Origin of the sequence: Paracoccus indicus (genome assembly GCF_003056335.1) — a bacterium.
Taxonomy (GTDB): domain Bacteria; phylum Pseudomonadota; class Alphaproteobacteria; order Rhodobacterales; family Rhodobacteraceae; genus Paracoccus; species Paracoccus indicus.
Window position 1 is genome coordinate 131,126 of the sequence record NZ_PYWA01000006.1, and the last position, 22,942, is coordinate 154,067.

Below are 22,942 nucleotides of genomic sequence, written 5' to 3' on the forward strand. Positions count from 1 at the left end.
AGAGAGGGGATTGGACCTAAGCGCAGGTCCGATCCCGCGCTACCCAGAACAGACCGCGTGACCCCAAGCGCCCAAGGATGAATGTTTCCATGACAACACCGCTCCAGACCCCCGAAGATGCCATCGCAGCCTATGCCGGCATCAACCTGATCGGCAACGACCGCGTCCCTTCGGGCGCATCGCTTGACGTGAAGAACCCGGCCACGGGCGCCGTGATCGGCAAGGCCGCCGCCAGCGATGCTGCCGAAACCGCCGCCGCGGTGGATTGCGCCAAGGCCGCGCAGGTGGCCTGGGCACAGGTCCCGGCCCGTGATCGCGGCAAGGCGGTGGCCGCCGCCGCACGCGCCGTCGCCGCACAGGCCGAACTGATCGCGCAGGTCCTGGCCCGCGAAACCGGCAAGGCGATCCGCACCGAATGCCGGGGCGAGATTGCCGTCGCCGCCGACATCGTGGAATTCTATGGCGGTCTGGGGTCCGAGCTGAAGGGCCAGACCGTTCCCTACAACCCGCGCATGCTGACCATGACCACCCGCGAACCCCTGGGCGTCGTGGCGGCCATCGTGCCGTGGAACGTCCCGCTGGTGCTGTTTGCGCTGAAGGTCGGACCTGCGCTGGTCGCGGGCAACACGGTCGTCGTCAAATCGTCCGAGGAGGCGCCTTTCGCCACCTATCTGATGGCCGAACTGATGATGCAGCATCTGCCCGCGGGCGTGCTGAACGTCGTGAACGGCACCGGGGCGGATTGCGGCAACGCCCTGACCAGTCATCCCGACGTGGCCAAGATCACCTTCACCGGATCGGAGGCCGTGGGCGAGACCATCAACAAGATCGGCGCTGGCCGGATCATCCCCGTCTCGTTGGAGCTGGGCGGCAAATCCGCCATGATCGTCTGCGCGGATGCGGATCTGGACAAGGCCGTGGCGGGCGCGATCTCGGGGATGCGCTTCACGCGGCAGGGGCAAAGCTGCACGGCGGCCAGCCGCATATATGTCCATGAAACCCTGCACGACGCCTTCATGCAGCAGCTTGGCGCGGCGCTGGACAAGCTGGTCATCGGCGACCCCCTGGACGAGGCGACGGATGTCGGCACTGTCATCAACGCCAAGCAGGTCGCCACGATCAACGCCTATGTCGCCAAGGCCGAGGCGACCCCCGGCGCTGCCGTCCACCGCTATGGCCGGCTGCCCGAAGATGCGGCGCTGTCGCCCGACCTCTTTGCCCAGCCCACGATCCTGACGGGCCTGCCCGACGATCACCCCTGCGTCATGGAGGAGATCTTCGGACCCGTGGCCGTGGTACAGGCCTGGTCGGATTACGAGACGGTCATGCGGCTGGCCAATTCGACCCACTACGGGCTGGCGGCCTCGGTCTGGACCAGCAGCCTGTCCACCGCGCTGGACAGCACGGCACGCCTGAACGCGGGCTATGTGCAGGTGAACCAGAACCTGACGATCCAGCCCAACGTGTCCTACGGCGGCTTCGGGCGTTCGGGTCAGGGCAAGGAGGCCTCGCTCGAGGCGATGGTCGAACATTTCACCCGGTCGAAGACCATCGTGATGAACTTCGATTGATGCGGCACCGATGCCTGATATCATGATCCTGGCCGCGGCGACGCTGGCGGCCGGCTTTCTGCGGGGCGTGACCGGTTTCGGTTTCGCCCTTGCTGCCGTTCCGCTCTACTCGCTCAGCATGCCGCCGCTGCAGGCGGTGATCCTGGCCCAGATGCTGCAGATTGCCGCGGCCCCCGTCGATTTCCTGCAGGTCCGCCGCCACCTCGAGGGGCGCACGCTGGCGCTGCTTTGCGCCGGTGCGCTGGTCTGCACGCCGATCGGGGCCTTCTTCGCGCTGCGGCTGCAACCGGACCTGCTGCGGTTGCTGATCGCGGTGGTGGTGCTGATGGGCTTGGTGGCGCTTCTGGCGCGCTTCACCGTTCGTGCGGGACGCGGGCCCGCGATGGTGGCAGGGGCGGTGGCCGGGCTTCTGGGCGGCCTGGCGGCCATGCCCGGCCCGCCCGCCGTGGCCTATTTCCTTGGCCGCGGCGCGGACAAGCGGGTCAGCCGCGCATCGCTGCTGCTGTTCTTCGCCTTCACGGCCTGCGTCGCGCTTGGTTCCCTGGCCATCGCCTCGGACGTGCTGCATTGGGACATGCTTCTGCGTGCCGCCAGCGCCTGGCCGATGATGATCCTTGGCACATGGGCCGGCACCCGCCTGTTCGAGAGACTGGGCGAGGGCCATTACCGCAAGGCAGCCCTTGCCGTGCTGTTCCTTTCGGCAATCCTGACCGGTGCGAAGGGCCTCGCCGGTCTGATCTGATCCCGGCTGCCGCGCCCGACAGGTCGCGGCAGCCAAGGCCATCCCCCCACCCATCCGTCGCCGACCGAATGCGCATCGCCCCCCATGGCAGATGCGCGTTGATCATTTGAACCCAAGGGGCGGGGCATCCGTCTGCACCACGCCGAACGGTTCATCACCGCCCTTGGGAAACAAGCCACCACAAACGAAAAGCGCCACCCCGCAAGGGATGGCGCCTTTCCTTGAGCAGCTGTCGGGTCGTGTCAGGAACGGCCCTTCCAAGGAACCAGCACGGCTTCGGCCTTGCGCATCATGATGTCGATGGCGAAACCGATGACGCCGATGATGACGATGCCCATCATGACGATATCCGTGGACTGGAACTTGGATGCGGCCACGATCATCTTGCCTGCGCCCTTCTCGGCGGCGACCAGTTCGGCGGCGACCACGGTGCCCCAGCAGACGCCCATGGCGACACGGGCACCGGTGAAGATCTCGGGCAGCGAGTTCGGCACGATCACATGGCGCAGCACCTGCCACTTGGATGCGCCGAGCGAATAGGCGGCATGGACCTTGGTGATGTTCACGCCCGAGACACCCGCCCGGGCCGAGATGATCATCACCCAAAGCGCGGCCAGGAACAGCAGGACGATCTTGCCCTGTTCGCCGATGCCGAACCAGATGATGACCAGCGGGATCAGCGCCAGCGGCGGCACGGGGCGCATGAACTCGACGATGGGATCGAACCAGCCGCGCGCCCAACCCGACAGGCCCATGGCATAGCCCAGGGGGATGCCGACCAGCGATCCCAGCACGAAGCCCGCTGCCACGCGCCACAGCGACCAGCCGACATGTTCCCACAGCGAGACGTTCTGATAGCCGTTCTTCGCGATATTGAAGAACTGGCCCACCACCGCCTCGGGCGAGGGCATCCAGATCGGCTCCATCTGCAGCCCCTTGTCGGGCGTGAAGTTCAACGAGCCCTTGCCCGTCATCACCACGCGGCCATGGGGGACCGAGACCGCCTCGCCGGGTGCGATGGGCTGGCCCGCGACCGAGACGATGCGCGCGTCATCACCGTCGTTGCGCTGCGGGCTGATCAGCACCGACCGCCATGCAGCCACGGTGGCGGTATCGCTGGTGACAAAGCCGGTCGCGGGGCCGGGTTCGGGATCATCCGCACCGATGCCCGCATCATGCACGGTCACGGTCACGGTGCCCTGCCCCGTGCTGCCGTCCGGCGCCTCGGCGGTGTATTCGAAGGATGTCGTGCCCGTATAGGGCCCCGGCACATGGATCGGCACCAGCTTCGATCCGGTGAAGGCACCCCAGACCAGGAACACGACCAGCAGCGACAGCACCGATGCGATGCGGTCGGGCCTGACCGCGCTTTCATCGCCGAATGTCACCGTCTTGAGCGAGGTGAAATCGCGCATCTGTCCCACGCGTCGGCGGATCAGCGTGATCGCGAAGGCCGCGCCGAAGAACAGCGCGACATAGGTGAAAAGTATCAACAGTCCTGTCATTTCAGTGTTCCGCCCCACCCATGATTTCTTCTTCCATTTCCCAGATCATTCCGAGGATCTCGTTCTTCATCTCTCCGAACTGCGGGTCTTCCTTGACGCTGCGCAGATCGCCGCCCACGGCCTTGTCGGCGAAGGGCAGTCTGTATTCGCGGTGAATGCGCCCCGGGCGCGGCGCCATGACAAGCAGCCGTTCGCCCAGCAGCAGCGCCTCATCGACCGAATGGGTGATGAGGATGATGGTCTTGCCGGTCTCCTTCCACAGCTTCAGCACAAGGCCCTGCATCTTTTCGCGGGTCAGCGCATCCAGCGCGCCCAGGGGTTCGTCCATCAGGATCACGTCGGGATCATTGGCAAGGCAGCGGGCCAGGGCCACGCGCTGCTGCATGCCGCCGGACAGTTCATAGACCGCCTTGTTCTTGAAGGCGCGCAGGCCGACCTTCTCCAGAAGGTTCTCGGTGATGGTGTTGCGATCGGGTTCGGGCATGCCCTTCATGCGCAGGCCGAAGTCGACGTTGTTGCGGACATCCATCCATTCGAACAGGGCGCCCTTCTGGAACACCATGCCGCGTTCGGACCCGGGTCCGGTCACGGGGCGGCCGTTCAGGAAGACATGGCCGTCGGTCTGCGACAGAAAGCCTGCAAGGATGTTCAGCAGCGTGGACTTGCCGCAGCCCGACGGACCGAGGACCGAGATCAGCTCGCCCTTCTGGATGTCGAGCGACACGTCCTGCAGCGCCTGAACATGTCCGCCCTTGGGCAGATCGAAACGCATGGACAGGTTGTCGATGCTGAGAAATGACATGAGGACGGTCCCCCTTCGTGAAGTTGAATTGCCGGCGGGCCTTGCGACCCGCCGGTCAGATGGTCTTACTGGCCTGCAAGGACCGCCCGCAGGGGGCCGGTGTTGACGGCGTTCTCATAGCTGTCCAGGGCCGTATCGATGCTGCCGGCCTCGACGAAGACGTCGGCCACGCCCTTCATGAAGGACGCGGCATTTCCGCCCAGCCACTTCGGCGACAGCTGCTCCTCGACCGAGGGGAACGAGAAGGTCGAGATCGAGGCTTCGGCGGCCTCGGTCGACATGCCGGCCTCGGTGGCGATCTTCTCCAGCATCTCGGGGGATTTGGTCTCGTTCCACTCGGCGTTGTACTTGGCCGTGACGGCCAGGAAATCCGACACCATGTCCGCGTTCTCGATGGCGAAGTCGGTCGAGGTCGAGGTGACGTCGAAGACGAGGATGCCCAGTTCCTCCTTCTCGGCACCGGTCAGCAGCACGTTGCCGTGTTCCTTCATGCGGGCCAGGCCGCCGCCATAGCCGCAGGCGAAATCGACCGCGCCCTGCGCCAGTGCCGCGGCACCATCCGTCGGCGCCATGTCGACCACCGTCATCGAGGCGACATCGACGCCGAAATGCTCCATCTGGCGCAGGAAGCCGTAATAGGCGGCGGTGCCAAGCGGCACGGCGACCTTCTTGCCTGCCAGTTCGTCCGCGCTGTCCTTGTCGATCTCCAGCATGGTGGCCGCGACGCAGTTGTCGTTCTCGGAATAGCTGACGGCCACGTCGACGACCTGCAACGGCTGCCCGGCCGAGGCCGCGACGACGAAGGGCGGCACGCCCTGGCTGATCGAGATCTGCACATCGCCCGAGGCCATGGCCGCCGACATGGCGGTGCCCGTCTCGAAGGCGACCCAGTTGACGTTCGTGCCCAGTGCCTCGTCATAGGCACCATCGGCCTTGGCGGCCAGGAAGGGCATCGGCCATTCCAGGAAATATCCCACGGTCAGGTCCTGCGCCGCGGCGGATTGTGCACTCAGCGCCAGCGCGGCACCGGTCATCAGTTTGGCAAGGGTCTTCATGATCGTATCTCCGTTGTTGGATTGCGAACCGCATCACCGAGATCCGTGGATCTTGCTGCCCACCTACCGACGCCCGCGGCCTGATCCGACAAGACATCGGCTTTGACGCCCGCCTCAACGTCCCTGCACAACCGGACCTATCGAATTGGTTAAACTGGCCCTAACCGAATGCCCTTTGTGTTGAATACTTGGGCGGGAAACCTGCCGATGGGTCAATTGCGGCCCAAAGACCGGATCCCTCCTCCACCGCTCCCCGAAAGGTCCGCGCAATGAACAGCATCACGCCCCCGAACGATTTCACCGACATCGTCCGCGCCGATCGTGCCCATGTCTGGCACCACATGACCCAGCACAAGGCACATGAAACCGTCGACCCCACCGTGATGGTCGAGGGCAAGGGCATGCGGGTCTGGGATGCCCGCGGCCGCGAACACCTGGACGCCGTCTCGGGCGGTGTCTGGACGGTCAACGTCGGCTATGGCCGCGCCAGCATCGGTCAGGCCATCGCCGAGCAGGTGACCAAGATGAACTATTTCGCCGGCAGCGCGGGGTCGATCCCCGGTGCCCGCTTCGCCGAGCGGCTGATCGAGAAGATGCCCGGCATGAGCCGCGTCTATTACGTCAACTCGGGTTCCGAGGCGAACGAGAAGGCGTTCAAGATGGTGCGCCAGATCGCCCACAAGCGGTTCGGTGGCAAGAAGCACAAGATCCTGTTCCGCGAACGCGACTATCACGGTTCGACCATCGCCACGATCTCGGCCGGCGGTCAGCCCGAACGGAACGAGGGCTACGGCCCCTTCGCACCGGGCTTCGTCCAGGTGCCCCACTGCCTTGAATACCGCGCCCAGTGGGACGTCGAGAACTATGGCGAACGCGCCGCCGACGCCATCGAGGAGGTCATCCTGCGCGAAGGTCCCGACACCATCGGCGCGCTGTGCCTGGAACCGGTGACGGCGGGTGGCGGCGTCATCACCCCGCCCAAGGGCTATTGGCAGCGCGTGCGCGAGATCTGCGACCGCTACGACATCCTGCTGCACATCGACGAGGTCGTCTGCGGCGTCGGTCGCACCGGCACGTGGTTCGGCTATCAGCATTACGGCATCCAGCCCGACATGGTGACGATGGCCAAGGGCGTGGCCTCGGGCTATGCCGCCATCGCCTGCCTCGTCACCACCGAGGAGGTCTTCGACCGCTTCAAGGACGATGCCGCCGATCCCATGAGCTTTTTCCGCGACATCTCGACCTTCGGTGGCTGCACGGGCGGTCCCGCAGCCGCGCTGGAAAACATGGCGATCATCGAGAACGAAGGCCTGCTGGCCAATACCACCGCAATGGGCACGCGGCTGATGAACAACCTGCACGCGCTGGCCGAACGCCATCCGGTGATCGGCGACGTGCGCGGGCTCGGCCTCTTCTGCGGTGCCGAACTGGTGGCCGATCGCGCCAGCAAGGAACCCGTCCCCGAGGCGCATGTGAAGGCCGTGGTGGCCGACTGCATGGCGCAGGGCGTCATCATCGGCGCCACCTCGCGGGCGCTGCCGGGGTTGAACAACACCCTGTGCCTGGCACCTGCCCTGATCGCGACGCCCGACGACATCGATGCCATCACCGATGCCATCGGCGGCGCATTGGGCCGCGTCTTCGCCTGACCGAAAGGGGTTTGCGAGGGGGACGTCGCGCGCATAATCTGGGGCGCGACGCCCCTGCCCCGAAGGAAGCCCATTGCCCATCCCGCCCGAGATCTTTCTGCTTCCCCACGGCAGCACGGCCACGCTGCAGCAGCAGATCCAGCAGATCGTAGCCGATGCCATCGTCACGGGCCGCTGTTCCCCCGGTGAACGCCTGCCCTCGTCGCGCCGCCTGGCCCAGCATCTGGGCGTGTCGCGGATCACGGTGACGCTGGCCTACAGCGACCTCGTGTCGAACGAATACCTGCACGCCCGCGGCGGTTCGGGATTCTACGTCTCGGAAAACGCGCCGCGGCGTCCGGCCTATGACGACGCCCCGCATGACAAGGCGACCGGCATCGAATGGCAGCGCCGCCTTCGCAAGGGCATCCCCGAGCGTGACGACATCCTGCGCCCCCCGAACTGGAGCGATTATCGCTATCCCTTCATCTATGGCCAGTCCGACACCGACCTCTTCGATCACGCCAACTGGCGGAAATGCGCGATGCAGGCGATGGGGCGCAAGGATTTCGACAGCCTGACGCGCGACACCTATCAGCAGGACGACCCGCTGCTGGTCGAATACATCCTGCGTCACATCCTGCCGCGGAGGGGCATCCACGCCACGCCCGACGAGCTGATCGTGACCATGGGCAGCCAGAACGCCCTGTGGATGATCGCGCATCTGCTGTTGGACCAATCGCCCCGCACGGTGGTCGAGAACCCCTGCTATCCCGGTCTGCGCAAGATCTTCGACCAGAAGGGGGTCGTCGTCACCTCGGTCGATGTCGATGACGACGGCCTGCCGCCCGAGGATCTGCCCCGCGAATGCGACCTGGTCTTCACCACGCCCAGCCACCAGGCCCCGACCAATGCCACAATGCCCCTCTCCCGGCGCAAGGCGCTGCTGGAGCGTGCCGAGCGCGACGATTTCCTTGTCGTCGAGGACGACTACGAATTCGAGATCTCGTTTCTCCGCTCACCCTCGCCCGCGCTGAAGTCGATGGACCGACAGGGGCGCGTCATCTACGTCAGCTCGTTCTCCAAGTCGATCTTCCCGGGGCTCAGGCTGGGCTACATCGTCGCGGCGCCCGAACTGATCCGCGAGGTCCGCAGGTTGCGATCCGTCGTCCTGCGCCACCCGCCAAGCCACCTGCAGCGCACCACCGCCTATTTCCTGTCGCTTGGCCATTTCGACAGCCAGCTTCACCGCATGACACGTGTCTATGCCCAACGGCGGGCCATCATGGAAAAAGGGCTGCAGGACCTGGGGATCGGTCGCGTGCGTCCCGGCGCATCCGGCGGATCGTCCTTCTGGATCGAGGCTCCGCCCGGCATCGACACGTCGAACCTGGCCATGAAGCTGCGCGGCCAATCGGTGCTGATCGAACCGGGACAGGCCTTCTTTGCCCGCAGGTCACCCGACACGTCGCACTATCGCCTTGCCTATTCGACCATCCCGACCAACCGCATCCAGGCCGGGATGGAACTGATCGCCGCGGCCCTGTCCTCCACGCGCCGCGGGGCCTAGGGCTTTGACCGTGAAAGCCATATCGAACGGGGGTGATCTGGTGCCAAAAGCGCCCGCATCCTGCGCCAGTCGAACAGGTATCGAAAGACGTGAGGAATGTCTTTTTTACTATGCTATATCATAGGCTTGACGGGACTATTTAACATAGCATCGACGTCGCCGCACATGGCCACGATCTCCTCCCGCAAGACCTTGCGGCACAGGTTCAACTCATCGGCGCGGATGAATTCATCGGCACGATGCGCGCGTTCGATCCGCCCAGGACCGCAGATGACCGAGGGGATGCCCGCCGCAGCGAAAAGCCCCGCCTCGGTGCCATAGCTGACGGCCTGCACGACCTGCCGCCCCGAGCGGTTCGCCAAGCGATGGGCCAGCGAGGGGTCCGCGGCCTTGCGCAGCGCAGGGTATGCGGCAAGGACGCGATGCGCCGCACCGGTCGGAAAATCGGCCAGAATATCCGTGATGACGGCTTCGGGCGGGTGATCGGGGATGCCCCGCGCCTCGATCAGAACCGTCGCGCGGTCGGGGATGATGTTGACGGCGGTGCCGCCCGCGATGACACCGGCCTGCAAGGTCGAACAGGGGGGATCGAAGCTGTCGTCGAACGGACCCTCTTCACGCAGCAGCCGGGCCATTTCCTCGACCCGCAGGGCAAATCGCGCGGCGGCATAGATCGCGTTCTGGCCCCGCGCGGGGTCCGAGCTGTGGCCGGGGCGGCCCGCGAATGTCACCTCGACCGTCTGCTTGCCTTTATGCGCCAGGACCGGGGCCATGTCCGAAGGCTCGCCCACGATGCAGGCCAGGGGCGGGGCGATCAGGTCGGGCAGGCGCGCGATCAGATGCGGCACCCCCTGACAGCCGATCTCCTCGTCGCAGGAAATGGCAAGATGCACGGGCCGCTGCAGGTCCATGGCCAGCAGATCGGGCACCAGATGCAGCATCACCGCCAGAAAGCCCTTCATGTCGCTGGTGCCGCGCCCGACCAGCCGGTCGCCTTGCGCCGTCAGCCGGAACGGATCGCTGGACCACTGCTGACCCTCGGCCGAGACGACATCGCCATGCCCCGACAGCATGATGCCGGGCACATCCGTCGGACCGATGCTGGCCAGAATGTTCCAGCGCCCCTCGGGCGTCGGAAGGCGGTGCAGCGTCACGCCGGGGCGGTCCAGATGCGCGCAGATGGCATCGGTGATGGCATCGTTCGGCGTGCCCGGCAGCGAGGGGATGGCCACCAGTTCGGCCAGGATATCGGTCAGCGTCATCGGGTTCTCCTTTCCCGCAGTCTGCGCGGTGGCGGGCGCAGATGCTGCCGAAGACGGGGGGGCGGAACGGGACAATCCACCGTGCGGGGCGGGAAAGCGCATGAAAACTGCTTGCCGCCCTGCCCTAGTCTGGCGCTGCAACAAACCGGAAGCCCGCCATGCCCCCAAGTTTCGACCCCGACAGCATCGACCTTCCCCTTGGCCATGTGATCGATGGCAAGCTGGTTCCGGCCAAGGGCGAGCTGCCGATCTTCCGCCCCTCGGACGGGGTCGAACACGGCGCCTGCCCCCTGGCCGATGCCGCGATGGTCGATCGCGCTGTGGAAAGCGCGCGCCATGCGCAGGCGGCGGGATGGGGTGCCGCGACGCCGCGCGACCGGACCCGCGCCCTGCACCGTTGGGCCGATCTGATCGAGGCCGACGCCCCCATTCTTGCACCGCTGGAGGCGCTGTCATCCACCCGCCCCGTGGCGCAACTGGCCCAAGGCGACATCGCCGTCACCGCCGAACAGATCCGCTTCTTCGCCGAGATGGCCGACAAGGAGGGCGGCGATCTGGCCCCCACCCGCGATGCCTCGCTTGGGATGACCGTCACCGAGCCTTACGGCGTCGTCGGCGCGATCACGCCGTGGAACTTCCCGATCTCGATGGCGGGGTGGAAGCTGGGTCCGGCGCTGGCGGCAGGCAATGCCGTGGTGCTGAAACCGTCCGAGATGACGCCCTTTTCCACCATCCGGATGGCGCTGCTGGCGGTGCAGGCGGGCATCCCGGCAGGACTGGTCAACGTGGTTCTGGGCGACGGTCCGGTGACAGGCAACGCCATTATCGGTCATCCGGATGTGGCCAAGGTCAGCTTCACCGGCTCGACCGGCGCGGGGCAGGCCATCATGGGCAATGTCGCCCGCACCGGCATGAAGCCCATGACGCTGGAACTGGGCGGCAAATCGCCCCAGATCGTCTTTGACGATGCCGATCTTGATCTGGCGGCGGATGCCATCGCGCGGTCCATCATCTTCAACGCCGGTCAGGCCTGCGTGGCGGGCAGCCGGGTCATCGCCGACAATCGCATCCTGGCCGACCTTGCCGCGCGGCTGGTGGCGCGGATGGTGCCCGACCGTCCCGGCCCGACATGGGATGCCGATACGGGCTATGCACCGATCATCTCGGACCGTCAGCTGCGGCGGATCGGCGGCATCGTGGATGATGCCGTGGCGCAGGGTGCGACGCTGCTGACCGGCGGTGCGGCCATGGACCGCCCGGGCTATTTCTATGCGCCGACCTTGCTGGCCGATGTCGCCCCCGACAGCCCCGCCATCCTGCAGGAGATCTTTGGGCCCGTCCTGACGATCCAGGGCTTCGACGACGAGGATCAGGCCATGGCCCTGTCGGACCACCCGACCTATGGCCTCTGCGCGGGCATCTTTACACGGGACCTGTCGCGGGCCATGCGTGCGATGCGGCGGGTCCGGGCAGGCACGGTCTGGGTCAACCGCTATGGGCGGTCGCGCGACCACATCCTGCCCACCGGTGGCTATCGCCAATCCGGCATCGGCAAGGATCTGGGCCGCGAGGCCTATCACGCCAACCGCCAGTCCAAGACCGTGCTGATCGACATCTGAGGAGCTTTCCATGACCCACCGCATCGCCCTGATCCCCGGAGACGGCATCGGCATTCCCGTGACCGAGGCCGCAATGCGCGTGGTCGCGGCCAGCGGCGCCGATGTCCGGACCGAAACCTTCCCCTGGTCCTGCGACCACTACCTGCAGCATGGACGGATGATGCCCGAAGACGGGATCGAGACCCTGCGCGGCTTCGATGCCATCTTCCTGGGCGCGGTCGGCTGGCCCGCCCGCGTGCCCGACAGCGTGTCGCTGCACGGTCTGCTGCTGCCGATCCGCAAGGCCTTCGTCCAATATGCTAACATCCGCCCCCACCGCCTGCTGGAGGGCGTCGAAGGCCCACTAAAGACGCGCGATTTCGATATCCTCTGCATCCGCGAAAACACCGAAGGCGAATATTCCGGCGCCGGTGGGCGCGTCCACCAAGGCACCTCCGAGGAAGTCGCGGTCGAGACCTCGATCTTCACCCGCGCGGGCGTCGAACGCATCCTGCGCTTCGGCTTCGAACAGGCGCGGGCGCGGCGCGGCAAGCTGGCCTCGGTCACGAAATCCAATGCGCAACGCCACAGCATGGTCTTCTGGGACGAGGTCACGGACGAGCTGGCCGCCGAATACCCGGACGTGGCCGTCACCCGCTATCACATCGACGCCATGTGCGCGCGCATGGTGATGGCGCCCGAGACGCTGGACGTGGTCGTGGCCTCGAACCTCTTTGGCGACATCCTGACGGATCTGGGCGCGGCCATACAGGGTGGCCTCGGCTTTGCGGCCTCGGCGAATATCGACCCGACGCGCAAGAACCCGTCGATGTTCGAACCCGTCCACGGCTCGGCCCCCGACATCGCCGATCAGGGCATCGCGAACCCCATGGCGGCCTTCTGGTCGGCGGCGATGATGCTGGACCATCTGGGCCAGACCGATCCCGCCGCCCGCATCATGGCTGCGTTGGAGGCCACGACCGCACGCGGCATCGGCACCCATGCCGGACGCGATACCACCGACGCCATCACACAAGCCGTTCTGACCCATCTGGAGGACTGACCATGACGATCCACGCCCCCATCCGCCACCTGGCCGACCCGGACCTGATGCGCCAGCAGGCGCTGATCGGGGGGCGTTGGGTCGATGCCGACAATGGCGCGACGGTCGAGGTGACCGACCCCGCCACGGGGACCGTCCTTGGCACGGTTCCCGACATCACGGGCGACCAGACCCGCGCGGCCATCACTGCCGCCGATGCGGCCTTTGCCGACTGGCGCCGCCGCCCCTCGGCCGAACGCGCCGACCTGCTGATGGCATGGCACGACCTGATGGTCGCCGCGACAGACGACCTGGCGATGATCCTGACGCTGGAACAGGGCAAGCCCCTAGCCGAGGCACGCGGCGAGATCGCCTATGGCGCCAGCTTCATCAAGTGGTTCGCCGAGGAAGCCCGCCGGATCGAGGGGCAGATCATCCCCGCCCCCACCGACGACCGCCGCATCCTGGCGATGAAGGAACCGGTCGGCGTCTCGGCCATCATCACGCCGTGGAACTTCCCGAACGCGATGATTACCCGCAAGGTCGGCCCCGCGCTGGCCGCGGGCTGCACGGTGGTCGTCAAGCCGTCGGAGTTCACACCCTTCTCGGCCCTGGCACTCGGGGTCTTGGCCGAACGGGCGGGCATTCCCGCCGGCGTCATCAACATCGTCACCGGCATGCCTGCGGCGATCGGGGGCGCGTTGACCGAAAGCGCCACGGTCCGCAAGCTGTCCTTCACCGGCTCGACCCGCGTGGGGTCGATGCTGATGGGGCAATGCGCCCCGACCGTCAAGCGCCTGTCGCTGGAGTTGGGCGGCAACGCGCCCTTCATCGTCTTCGACGACGCCGATCTGGATGCTGCGGTCGACGGGGTCATCGCCGCCAAGTTCCGCAATGGCGGGCAGACCTGCGTCTGCGCGAACCGCATCTTCGTGCAGGACGGCGTGCATGACGCCTTCGTCGAACGGCTCTCGGCAAAAGTTGCGGCGATAAAGGTCGGCCCCGGCACCGATGCCGACACCCAGATCGGCCCGATGATCAATATGGCCGCGCTGGACAAGATCCGCGACCACATCACGGATGCCACCGCCAAGGGCGCATCCATCGCAGCCCAGGCTACGGCACCCGACGGCCAATACGCCCGTCCCACCGTCCTGACAGGTGCCACCACCGACATGCGCCTTGCATCCGAGGAAACCTTCGGCCCCGTAGCCCCCATCTTCCGCTTCACCGCCGAGGCCGAGGCCGTCGATGCCGCCAACGCCACCCCCTTCGGGCTGGCCGCCTATTTCTACACCGCCGACCTGAAACGCGCCTTCCGCGTGGGCGAGGCGCTGGAGTTCGGCATGGTCGGTCTGAACACAGGTGCGCTCAGCATGGCGGTCTCGCCCTTCGGCGGGGTCAAGCAGTCGGGTCTGGGCCGCGAGGGCGCGCGCGCCGGGATCGAGGAGTACTTGGAAACCAAGGCCTTCCACATGGCCGGCATCTGAAGCGCGACGGGGGTTCCCCAAGGGGCCCGCGGCCCCTTGGGCGTGGGGGTGCGGGGGAGCCCGGCTCCCCCGCCCTTCCCCTCAACCGACGATCACATAGATCTTGCGCACCGTCTCGATCGTCTTCCACACGCCGCGATAGCCGGGCTTCATCACGAAGCTGTCGCCCTTGCGAAAGATCCGGGGCGGATGACCTTCCTCGGTCATCTCGATCACGCCTTCCAGCAGGTGGCAGAACTCGAACATCTCGCCCTTGATGGAATGGTTCTCGCCCGGGGTGGCCTGCCAGATGCCGGTGCGGATCTTGCCGTCATTCGTATCGTCGAAGGCCCAGGTCAGGAAATCGGGATCCCCCGCGATCAGCTTTTCAGGCGCGCATTTGGCTGCCACCGGTTCCCCGGCCTCGGCCATGTCGATCTTCTTCAGCAAAGTCATCAGCTTACCTTGTCCTTCATCTTGTAATACATGCCCACCAGCGGCAGGAACCACGGTTTGCCCGAATGCATCGGCACCGCCTGCCACGGCAGATCCTGCCAGGGGTTCGCACGCGCGCGTTTCATCATCCGGTCGGCCATGATCTCGCCCATATGGGTCGCGACCTGCGCGCCATGCCCCGAATAGCCCATCGAGAACCACAGCCCCTCGGCCTGCCCCGCGCGGGGAAAGCGATCGGCGGTCATGTCCACCAGCCCGCCCCAGCAATAGTCGATGCCGACATCGCCCAGCTGAGGGAACACCTCGGCCAAAGCCGCCTTCAGCACCGCGCCGCTGCGGGCATCCGACCGCTGGTCCGAGCGGGCCGAGAACCGCGCCCGTCCGCCCCAGATCAACCGCCGGTCGGGCGTCAGCCGGAAATAGTTTCCGATGTTCATCGAATTCACGAAAGTCCGGTCCCCCGGTACGCTGCCTGCGATCTGAGCCTCTGTCAGTGGCTCGGTGGCGATGATGAAGCTGCCGACAGGCACGATCCGCCGGCGGAACCACGGGAAGGCGTCGCCCGTATAGGCCCCCGTCGCCAGCAGCACCTGCCCCGCCGTCACGGAACCGCGCGACGTCTCCAGCCGCCAGCCGGCCCCGTGGCGCGTCCGCCCCGTGACCCGCGCGTCCTGGAAGACCACCGCGCCCCGGCGCACCGCCGCATGGGCCAGCCCGATCACGAACTGCCCCATATGCATCATCGCGCTCTTGCGCTGCAGCATGCCGCCGTGAAAGGCGTCGCTGACCACCTCGGACCGGATGGCGTCGCGGTCCAGCCATGCGGTGTCGGGGTCAACCTCGCGGTGGACGGCCTCGAAGTTGCGGCGCAGGCCGTCGACATGGCCGGGCTTCGAGGCCAGCTTCAACTTGCCCGAGCGGCGGAACCCGCAATCAATGCCTTCCTCGGCGATGATGCGTTCGATCGTGTCGATGCCCGCATCGAAGGCGCGATACAGCTCGCGCGCCTTATCCGCCCCGAACCGCACCATCGCGGCGGGATAGCCATGCGCGATGCCGTTGTTCAGATGCCCGCCATTGCGCCCCGAGGCCCCGGCCCCGACGGTTGCGGCTTCCAGCACGACGACGGATTTCCCCTCCATCGCCAGCCTGCGCGCCGCACCAAGGCCCGTGAAGCCCGCACCGATGACGGCGACGTCATAGTCGCCCAAAACCGGTCCCGTCGCGGCCCCATCGAAGGGCGGCGCGCTGTCCTGCCAATAGGGGACGTGTTTCACAGCCCGAAGACCCCCGGCAGCCCGCCGATATCGGCGATCTCGGTATAGCCGTAATAGGGGTTGGCAGGCTCATGACCGCGATTGACCCAGACCTTCTGGTCGATCCCCATGTCATGGGCGGTCATCAGGTCGTAGCGGAACGAGGACGACACATGGCAGATGTCCTTGGGCCCGCAGCCCAGCTTCTGCAGCATGTATTCGAAACCGTTCATCTGCGGCTTGTAGCTGCCCGTCTCCTCGGCGGTGATGACCATGTGGAAGGGCGCGCCCAGCTTTTCCACGTTCGACATGATCTGGCTTTTCATCGCGTTCGACAGGATGACCAGCGGGATTTCCTTGGCGACCTTGGCCAGGCCCGCGGGCACGTCGGGATGCGGACCCCAGGTCGGGACCTCATCATAGATGCGGGTCGCATCCTCGGGGCGGAATTGCACGCCATTGGCGCGGCAGGTGCGTTCCAGCGCGTTGTGGACGACCTCGGCATAGGGTTTCCAGGCCCCCAGAACCTCGTCCAGGCGATAGGCGGCGAAGTTCTTGATGAACTGCACCATCGCCGGTTCGGACAGGGTTTGGCCATAGATGCGTCGCGCGGCACCCGCCATGTCGAAATGGGTCAGCGTGCCGTAGCAGTCGAAGGTGATGAACTTGGGGCGGATGGACATGACGATGGCCTCTGGTTGATCTGCGTTGATCCCAGCCTAGGTGCGTCTTGCAGGACGCACGCACCGCATTCGCGCACCCGCAAGGCAGATTGCACCGTAATGGCCGCGGCCCACCGCAGGATATGTCACAGGCGGGCCGCCGGATCCCCTGTCCGGCCGCCATGTCACGGCCAGTCCGACCGCATGCACGGCATATCCTGCGGCGCCCCCATGGGCGAACGGCGCAAGATTGTGCCGCGCGCCGGTCAAAAGCCGCAGATGCCGCGCATTCCGCGCCAGACTGGCCCGACACCACCCGGAGGCCCCATGTCCGTCACCCTGTCCCTTGCCCCCTTCGCGCCCGAACATCTGCCGGGGGCGCTGGCCCTGTCGCAGGCCGAAAGCTGGCCCCACCGCCCCGAGGATTGGGCCCTGCTCCTGTCGCTCAGCCATGGCGTCGTGGCGCTGAATGACGGTCAGGTCGCGGGAACGGCGCTGGTCACACGCTTCGGCGATGTCGGGCTGGTCAACATGATCATCGTCGGCGCGGCCCTGCGGGGTCGGGGCCTTGGGCGCAAGCTGGTCGAGGGTGCGATGGCCACCGCGCCGGTTCCCGAATACCGCCTGGTCGCGACCGAGGCGGGGTTGCCCCTTTACCGAAAGATGGGTTTCGTGCCGACCGGCCAGATCGCGCAGCATCAGGGCATCCTCGCCCCGGTTGCCCGACCCGGCGACGTCGCATGGGCAGGGGCCGAAGACGCCCCGGCATTGGCGGCGCTGGACCGCCTGGCCACCGGCATGGACCGCCGCCCGCTGATCGACGCCCTGCTGCAACACGGGCGCATCGCCACGCGCCACCAAGGGGGGCGCATCACGGCCTGGGCCGCCATTCGCCCCTTCGGCCGCGGCCTGGTGGCGGGTCCGGTCATCGCGCCGGACGCGGATACTGCGAAGGGCCTGCTGGCCGATGTCATGGCGGACCACCCCGGCGCCTTCCTGCGCGTCGACACGCAAGCCGACAGCGGCCTGTCGCCATGGCTTGAAACGCTGAACCTGAAGCGCGCAGGGGGCGGCATTGCCATGTCGACCGCTCCGCGCGACGATGCCGAACCCATCCGCAGCTTTGCCCTCGCCGCTCAGGCGCTAGGTTGAAAGGACCCGTCATGCTTGCCAATTCCCTGATCGAACTGGACCGCGCCCACCTGATCCATCCCGTCGCCAGCTGGCGCGGCCACGAGGAGGCGGGCATGCGCCTGCTGACCCATGGCCAAGGCGCGATCGTCCGCGACGCCGAGGGCCGCGAACTGATCGACGGCTTCGCGGGCCTGTGGTGCGTCAACGCGGGCTATGGCCAGCCAAGCGTCATCGAGGCGGCGACCCGGCAGATGACCGACCTGTGCTATGCCACCGGCTATTTCGGGCTGGGATCCGAACCCGCCGTCCGCCTGGCCGCGCGTCTGGCCGAGGCCGCGCCCGGCGATCTGGACCACGTCTATTTCACGCTTGGCGGATCGGATGCCATCGACAGCACGGTCCGCTTCGTGCGCTATTACTGGCACGCGCGCGGGATGCCGTCCAAGCAGCATTTCATCTCGGTCCAGCAGGGGTATCACGGGTCGTCCACCGCCGGGGCCGGGCTGACCGCCCTGCCCGCCTTCCATGCGGGCTTCGGCGTGCCCTACGACTGGCAGCACAAGATCCCGACGCATGACCTCTATCGCAACCCGGTCGGGTCCAAGCCGCACGACGTCATCGCCGCATCGCGCCAGCACCTGCTGGACAAGGTCGAGGCGCTTGGCGGCCCCGAGCATGTCGCCGCCTTTTATGTCGAGCCGATCCAGGGGTCTGGCGGCGTGCTGGTCCCGCCCGCGGGCTGGATGAAGGCGATGCGCGATCTGTGCAGCGAACTGGACATCCTGTTCATCGCCGATGAGGTCATCACCGCCTTCGGCCGCACCGGACCGCTGTTCGCCTGCGCGGACGAAGGCATCGTGCCGGACTTCATCACCACGGCCAAGGGTCTGACCTCGGGCTATGTGCCGATGGGGGCGGTCTTCATGTCCGACCGCGTCTATCAGGTGATCGCGGACGGGGCGGGCAAGGCCGCCGTGGGCCACGGCCAGACCTATTCCGCGCACCCGGTCTCGGCGGCGGTCGGGCTGGCGGTGCTGGACCTTTACCAGGGTGGCCTCCTGGAGAATGGACGCCTCATGGGCGAACGTTTACAGTCGGGGTTGGCCTCGCTGGCCGATCACCCGCTGGTGGGCGACGTGCGCGGACGCGGCATGCTGGCCGCGATCGAGCTGGTGACCGACAAACACGCCAAGACCCGCCTGCCCGCCGAAGCCGACCCCGCGACCCGCATCTTCGACCGTGCCTGGGACAACGGGCTGGTGGTGCGGGCCTTTGGCTGGGGGGTGATGGGCTATGCCCCGCCGCTGTGCTGCACCGCGGATCAGATCGACCGGATCGTCGAGCGGACGCGCAAGGTGCTGGACCTGACGCTTGATGACCCCGACATCCGCAAGGCGATGCGCTGATGGCGGTCCTCTATCGGTCCGACCCGACCAGGGGCGAGGTCTATGCCCGCGTCTTCGCCCAAAGCCTGCCCGCCATGCCCTTCCATATCGGCAGCGCCCCCGATCCTGCGGCGGTGGAATACATGATCACCTGGACGCCGCCCGCCGATCTGTCGGCCTATCCGAACCTGCGGCTGATCTTTTCCGTGGGGGCCGGGGTCGATCAGTTCGACATGTCGGCCCTGCCCCCGCAGGTGGGCGTCGTGCGGATGATGGAACCGGGCATCGCGCAGCAGATGGCGCAGATGGCCGCGATGGCGGTCCTGTCGCTGCATCGCGACATGCCCGCCTATCTGTCACAGGCACGGCAGGGGCGCTGGCAGGCCCTGACGACCCGTGACGCGGGGCGGACCCGCGTCGGTGTCATGGGCCTGGGCCAGTTGGGTCGCGCGGTGCTGGCGGGGCTGGCGCCATTCGGCTTCGATCTTGCAGGCTACAACCGCAGCCCACGCGACATCGCGGGCGTGGATTGCACGACCGATCTTGCCGCCTTCCTGGCGGGCAGCGACATCGTGGTCTGCCTGCTGCCACTGACGGATGAAACGCGGGGCATCCTGAACGACGCCTTCTTCGCCGCACTGCCTGACGGCGCGCATCTGGTCCATCTGGGCCGGGGCGCGCAGCTGGATGTCGCGGCGCTTGGCCGCGCGCTGGAGGGGCGGCTGGCCTCGGCCTGGCTGGATGTGACCGACCCCGAGCCCCTGCCGCAGGATCATTGGCTGTGGTCGCACCCCCGCGTCATCGTGACCCCCCATGTCGCCAGCCAGACCGATGCGGCACAGGGCGCGGCGCATGTCGTCGCGGGCATTCGCGCGGACCGCGCGGGGCAGGATGCGCCGGGGCTGGTCGATCGCGACCGCGGCTACTGAGATGCCGCGATGCGCCCCCGTTGCGGAACATTCTGCGGCGGGGGACCCAAATTCAACGTTTTCGATGGCGCGCATGGCGCGACACTGGGGTCCATGGCGGCACATGCCCGCCACCTGACCGGGCCGAGGGCGGATCAACCGCCACGCCCGTGCCGCGGCGAAAGCGTCGCACGTATTTCGCAGGAAGCGCCGCACTGGCGCGACCCATCACAACAGGGATGACCGGAATGACCGACAAGATCACCAACTGGACCCGCAAGGACGATGCGATGGTCGAGGATGCCATCCGCCGCGGCGCAAGCCGGCGCGACCTGCTGCGCATGTTCATGCTGGGCGGCGTCGCGATGGCGTCGGGCGGCGCGATCCTGGGGCGCGCGGGCGCGGCCGTGGCGCAGACCCCCGTCATGGGCGGCCACCTGCGTGCCGCCGCCTGGTCATCCTCGACCGCCGACACGCTGGACCCCGCGACGGGTTCGGGGGCCACGGATTACGTCCGCGCCTGCGCCTATTACAACCGCCTGACCAATCTCGACGAACACGGCAAGCTGGTGATGGAACTGGCCGATGCCGTCGAATCCGACGACGCCAAGGTCTGGACCGTGACGCTGAAGTCGGGCGTGACCTTCCACGACGGCAAGACCATGACCGCAGACGACGTGGTCTATTCGATGATGCGCCACAAGGACCCCGCGACCGGTTCCAAGGTCGCCGCCATGGCCGAACAGATCAGCGAGGTGCGGGCCGAGAACCCGACCACGGTCCGCATCACCCTGGCCGCCCCCAATGCCGATCTGCCCAACATCCTGGCACTGCACCATTTCATGATCGTGGCCGATGGCACCACCGACTTCAGCAAGGGCAACGGCACCGGCGCCTTCGTGTCGCAGGACTTCCAGCCGGGCGTCCGCTCGCTTGGTGTCCGCAACGAGGATTACTTCGGCCAGAAGGCCAATATCGAAAGCTTCGAGTATTTTGCCATCTCGGACGACAATGCCCGCATCAACGCGGTGCTGTCGGGCGACATCCAGCTGGGTGCCTCGATCAAGCCGCAGTTCATCCGCATGGTCGAAGGTCAGCCGGGCGTCGTGATGTCGCGGACCACCTCGGGCAATTATACCAACCTCAACATCCGGCTGGACCTGTCGCCGGGCGACAAGGCGGGCTTTGCCGAGGGCATGAAATACCTGCTGAACCGCGAACTGATCCAGAAGTCGGCCCTGCGCGGCCTGGCCGAGATCGGCAACGACCAGCCCATCGCGCCCAACAGCCCCTTCCACAACGCCGATCTGAAGGCGCGCGAATACGACCCCGAGCGCGCCAGGTCGCTGTTCGACAAGGCGGGCCTGCTGGGTCAGCGCATCGAGGTCATCAGCTCGGACGCGGCATCCTCGGCCAACGACATGGCGATGATCCTGCAGCAGTCCGGATCCGAGATCGGGATGAACTTCGACGTCCAGCGGGTGCCTTCGGACGGATACTGGTCGAACTACTGGCTGAAATCCCCGGTCCACTTCGGCAACATCAATCCGCGTCCGACGCCCGACATCCTGTTCTCGCTGCTCTATGCCTCGGACGCCCCGTGGAACGAAAGCCAGTACAAGTCCGAGAAGTTCGACAGCATGCTGGTCGAAGCGCGCGGAGAGCTGGACTTTGCCCGCCGCAAGGAGATCTACGACCAGATGCAGGTCATGATCGCCAACGAGGCGGGCACCGCCATCCCGCTGTTCCTGTCGAACGTCGACGTTCATACCGACAAGCTGCACGGCCTTCGCCCCAGCCCCCTTGGCGGGCAGATGGGCTATGACTTCGCCAAGCATGTCTGGCTGACCGCCTGATCCCACCCGAAGGGTCCGCGCGTCCCGCGGGCCCTTCCCCAGCCCCCCGGAGACGCGCATGAACCCGCAGGTCCTGACCCTTATCCTTGGCCGCATCGGCGTGGCGGTGGTGACGTTGCTGATCGTCAGCCTGATCGTCTTCGCCGCCACCGAGATGCTGCCGGGCGACGTGGTCCAGATACTTCTGGGCCAGGCCGCCACACCCGAAGCCGTCGCAGGCCTGCGTCAGGCGATGAACCTGGACCAGCCCGCCATCATGCGGTTCGCGGGATGGCTGGGCGGGCTGGCGCAGGGGGACCTGGGCCATTCCTATGCCAACCGCATGGCCGTGGCCGAGCTGATCGGTGGCCGGCTTGCCAACACCCTGAAGCTGGCGGCGCTGACGGCCGGTTTCTCGGTCCCCATCGCGCTGATGCTGGGCATCACCACCGCCATCTGGCGCGGCAGCCTGTTCGACCGCGCGGTCAGCAGCATCGTCGTCGCGGTCATCTCGGTCCCCGAGTTCCTGGTGGCCACGCTGGCAGTGCTGGTCTTCGCGGTCTGGCTGGGCTGGCTGCCTGCCCTGTCCTTCGGGGGCGACACCTCGGACATCTGGGCGGTGCTGCGGGCCTACGCCATGCCGGTCATCACGCTGTCCTTCGTCGTCTCGGCCCAGATGATCCGCATGACCCGCGCCGCCGTCATCGAGACGCTGAAGGCCCCCTATGTGGAAATGGCCTTCCTGAAGGGCGCGTCCCGGTCGCGGATGGTGCTGCGCCATGCGCTGCCCAATGCCATCGGCCCCATTGTGAACGCCATGGCGCTGTCGCTGTCCTACCTGCTGGGCGGCGTCATCATCGTCGAGACGATCTTCAACTATCCCGGCATCGCCAAGCTGATGGTCGATGCGGTCTCGACCCGTGACCTGCCGCTGATCCAAGGGTGCGCGATGATCTTCTGCCTGGGTTACCTGACCCTCATCACCATCGCCGATGTCGTGGCGATCCTGGCAAATCCGAGGTTGCGTCACTGATGTCCCAAGCCCTGTCCCTTCGCAACCTT

Annotated in this window: 19 protein-coding genes; 12 read left to right on the plus strand and 7 right to left on the minus strand. The window is 66.6% G+C overall.

The window, feature by feature from the left end; translation table 11 throughout:
• Window positions 1-89: 89 nt before the first annotated feature.
• Together DDE75_RS11415 and DDE75_RS11420 are read left to right on the plus strand one after the other, a co-directional pair.
• Complete coding sequence (locus DDE75_RS11415) at window positions 90-1,571, plus strand: aldehyde dehydrogenase family protein (RefSeq protein ID WP_245894712.1); 1,482 nt, start codon at window positions 90-92, stop codon at window positions 1,569-1,571.
• Window positions 1,572-1,581: 10 nt separating this feature from the next.
• The gene (locus DDE75_RS11420) at window positions 1,582-2,313 is read left to right on the plus strand and encodes a sulfite exporter TauE/SafE family protein (RefSeq protein WP_108502516.1); all 732 of its coding nucleotides are present in this window, start codon (window positions 1,582-1,584) and stop codon (window positions 2,311-2,313) included.
• 242 nt (window positions 2,314-2,555) lie between these two features.
• On the opposite strand, the gene DDE75_RS11425 is transcribed toward DDE75_RS11420, so the two are convergent.
• From DDE75_RS11425 to DDE75_RS11435, 3 genes are all read right to left on the minus strand, one after another.
• A complete protein-coding gene (locus DDE75_RS11425) occupies window positions 2,556-3,809 on the minus strand; it encodes an ABC transporter permease (protein WP_211659342.1) in 1,254 nt (417 codons plus the stop codon).
• Window positions 3,810-3,819: 10 nt separating this feature from the next.
• Entirely contained in the window at window positions 3,820-4,620 is an 801-nt protein-coding gene (locus tag DDE75_RS11430) for a taurine ABC transporter ATP-binding protein (protein ID WP_108502518.1), read from the minus strand.
• 65 nt (window positions 4,621-4,685) lie between these two features.
• The gene (locus tag DDE75_RS11435; RefSeq protein WP_108502519.1) at window positions 4,686-5,675 is read right to left on the minus strand and encodes a taurine ABC transporter substrate-binding protein; all 990 of its coding nucleotides are present in this window, start codon (window positions 5,673-5,675) and stop codon (window positions 4,686-4,688) included.
• A 269-nt stretch (window positions 5,676-5,944) separates the two neighbouring features.
• Here DDE75_RS11435 and DDE75_RS11440 point away from each other — a divergent pair, with 269 nt between their 5' ends.
• Both DDE75_RS11440 and pdxR read left to right on the plus strand, forming a co-directional pair.
• A complete protein-coding gene (locus tag DDE75_RS11440) occupies window positions 5,945-7,324 on the plus strand; it encodes an aminotransferase family protein (RefSeq protein ID WP_108502520.1) in 1,380 nt (459 codons plus the stop codon).
• Between the two features lie 73 nt (window positions 7,325-7,397).
• On the plus strand, window positions 7,398-8,873 hold the full coding sequence (gene pdxR, locus DDE75_RS11445; RefSeq protein ID WP_108502521.1) for a MocR-like pyridoxine biosynthesis transcription factor PdxR: 1,476 nt from the start codon (window positions 7,398-7,400) through the stop codon (window positions 8,871-8,873).
• A gap of 113 nt (window positions 8,874-8,986) precedes the next feature.
• On the opposite strand, the gene argE is transcribed toward pdxR, so the two are convergent.
• On the minus strand, window positions 8,987-10,135 hold the full coding sequence (gene argE, locus DDE75_RS11450; protein WP_108502522.1) for an acetylornithine deacetylase: 1,149 nt from the start codon (window positions 10,133-10,135) through the stop codon (window positions 8,987-8,989).
• Window positions 10,136-10,293: 158 nt separating this feature from the next.
• On the opposite strand from argE, the gene DDE75_RS11455 reads away from it, so the two are divergent.
• The 3 genes from DDE75_RS11455 to DDE75_RS11465 are packed head-to-tail and all read left to right on the plus strand — an operon-like array spanning window position 10,294 to window position 14,265.
• Window positions 10,294-11,754, plus strand: coding sequence for an aldehyde dehydrogenase family protein (locus DDE75_RS11455; protein ID WP_108502523.1), 1,461 nt, complete (start codon window positions 10,294-10,296; stop codon window positions 11,752-11,754).
• A 10-nt stretch (window positions 11,755-11,764) separates the two neighbouring features.
• Window positions 11,765-12,796, plus strand: coding sequence for a tartrate dehydrogenase (locus DDE75_RS11460; RefSeq protein WP_108502524.1), 1,032 nt, complete (start codon window positions 11,765-11,767; stop codon window positions 12,794-12,796).
• 2 nt (window positions 12,797-12,798) lie between these two features.
• Entirely contained in the window at window positions 12,799-14,265 is a 1,467-nt protein-coding gene (locus DDE75_RS11465; protein WP_108502525.1) for an NAD-dependent succinate-semialdehyde dehydrogenase, read from the plus strand.
• An 81-nt stretch (window positions 14,266-14,346) separates the two neighbouring features.
• On the opposite strand, the gene DDE75_RS11470 is transcribed toward DDE75_RS11465, so the two are convergent.
• The 3 genes from DDE75_RS11470 to DDE75_RS11480 are packed head-to-tail and all read right to left on the minus strand — an operon-like array spanning window position 14,347 to window position 16,639.
• The gene (locus DDE75_RS11470) at window positions 14,347-14,700 is read right to left on the minus strand and encodes a cupin domain-containing protein (RefSeq protein ID WP_108502526.1); all 354 of its coding nucleotides are present in this window, start codon (window positions 14,698-14,700) and stop codon (window positions 14,347-14,349) included.
• Window positions 14,700-15,977 carry an NAD(P)/FAD-dependent oxidoreductase gene (locus DDE75_RS11475; protein WP_108502527.1) on the minus strand — a complete coding sequence of 426 codons (1,278 nt, stop codon included), beginning with the start codon at window positions 15,975-15,977 and terminating at the stop codon, window positions 14,700-14,702. Before DDE75_RS11475 ends, DDE75_RS11470 begins: the two co-directional genes overlap by 1 nt.
• Window positions 15,974-16,639 carry a haloacid dehalogenase type II gene (locus tag DDE75_RS11480; protein WP_108502528.1) on the minus strand — a complete coding sequence of 222 codons (666 nt, stop codon included), beginning with the start codon at window positions 16,637-16,639 and terminating at the stop codon, window positions 15,974-15,976. Before DDE75_RS11480 ends, DDE75_RS11475 begins: the two co-directional genes overlap by 4 nt.
• Window positions 16,640-16,945: 306 nt before the next feature.
• On the opposite strand from DDE75_RS11480, the gene DDE75_RS11485 reads away from it, so the two are divergent.
• From DDE75_RS11485 to DDE75_RS11505, 5 genes are all read left to right on the plus strand, one after another.
• Window positions 16,946-17,770, plus strand: coding sequence for a GNAT family N-acetyltransferase (locus DDE75_RS11485; protein ID WP_108502529.1), 825 nt, complete (start codon window positions 16,946-16,948; stop codon window positions 17,768-17,770).
• An 11-nt stretch (window positions 17,771-17,781) separates the two neighbouring features.
• A complete protein-coding gene (locus DDE75_RS11490; RefSeq protein WP_108502530.1) occupies window positions 17,782-19,158 on the plus strand; it encodes an aminotransferase class III-fold pyridoxal phosphate-dependent enzyme in 1,377 nt (458 codons plus the stop codon).
• Entirely contained in the window at window positions 19,158-20,066 is a 909-nt protein-coding gene (locus DDE75_RS11495; RefSeq protein ID WP_108502531.1) for a 2-hydroxyacid dehydrogenase, read from the plus strand. The genes DDE75_RS11490 and DDE75_RS11495 overlap by 1 nt, the downstream gene beginning before the upstream one ends.
• Window positions 20,067-20,293: 227 nt before the next feature.
• Window positions 20,294-21,901 (plus strand): ABC transporter substrate-binding protein, encoded by a 1,608-nt coding sequence (locus DDE75_RS11500; RefSeq protein WP_108502532.1) that lies wholly within the window; start codon window positions 20,294-20,296, stop codon window positions 21,899-21,901.
• A 58-nt stretch (window positions 21,902-21,959) separates the two neighbouring features.
• A complete protein-coding gene (locus DDE75_RS11505; RefSeq protein ID WP_108502533.1) occupies window positions 21,960-22,913 on the plus strand; it encodes an ABC transporter permease in 954 nt (317 codons plus the stop codon).
• The last annotated feature ends 29 nt before the right edge of the window (window positions 22,914-22,942 follow it).

Coding starts and splice junctions, on each gene's coding strand:
- DDE75_RS11465 (WP_108502525.1), top strand. CDS start 12,799: ATGACGATCCACGCCCCCATCCGCCACCTGGCCGACCCGGACCTGATG.
- DDE75_RS11470 (WP_108502526.1), bottom strand. CDS start 14,700: ATGACTTTGCTGAAGAAGATCGACATGGCCGAGGCCGGGGAACCGGTG.
- DDE75_RS11435 (WP_108502519.1), bottom strand. CDS start 5,675: ATGAAGACCCTTGCCAAACTGATGACCGGTGCCGCGCTGGCGCTGAGT.
- DDE75_RS11415 (WP_245894712.1), top strand. CDS start 90: ATGACAACACCGCTCCAGACCCCCGAAGATGCCATCGCAGCCTATGCC.
- DDE75_RS11490 (WP_108502530.1), top strand. CDS start 17,782: ATGCTTGCCAATTCCCTGATCGAACTGGACCGCGCCCACCTGATCCAT.
- DDE75_RS11455 (WP_108502523.1), top strand. CDS start 10,294: ATGCCCCCAAGTTTCGACCCCGACAGCATCGACCTTCCCCTTGGCCAT.
- DDE75_RS11505 (WP_108502533.1), top strand. CDS start 21,960: ATGAACCCGCAGGTCCTGACCCTTATCCTTGGCCGCATCGGCGTGGCG.
- DDE75_RS11430 (WP_108502518.1), bottom strand. CDS start 4,620: ATGTCATTTCTCAGCATCGACAACCTGTCCATGCGTTTCGATCTGCCC.
- DDE75_RS11485 (WP_108502529.1), top strand. CDS start 16,946: ATGTCCGTCACCCTGTCCCTTGCCCCCTTCGCGCCCGAACATCTGCCG.
- DDE75_RS11420 (WP_108502516.1), top strand. CDS start 1,582: ATGCCTGATATCATGATCCTGGCCGCGGCGACGCTGGCGGCCGGCTTT.
- DDE75_RS11480 (WP_108502528.1), bottom strand. CDS start 16,639: ATGTCCATCCGCCCCAAGTTCATCACCTTCGACTGCTACGGCACGCTG.
- DDE75_RS11460 (WP_108502524.1), top strand. CDS start 11,765: ATGACCCACCGCATCGCCCTGATCCCCGGAGACGGCATCGGCATTCCC.
- DDE75_RS11500 (WP_108502532.1), top strand. CDS start 20,294: ATGACCGACAAGATCACCAACTGGACCCGCAAGGACGATGCGATGGTC.
- argE (WP_108502522.1), bottom strand. CDS start 10,135: ATGACGCTGACCGATATCCTGGCCGAACTGGTGGCCATCCCCTCGCTG.
- DDE75_RS11495 (WP_108502531.1), top strand. CDS start 19,158: ATGGCGGTCCTCTATCGGTCCGACCCGACCAGGGGCGAGGTCTATGCC.
- DDE75_RS11440 (WP_108502520.1), top strand. CDS start 5,945: ATGAACAGCATCACGCCCCCGAACGATTTCACCGACATCGTCCGCGCC.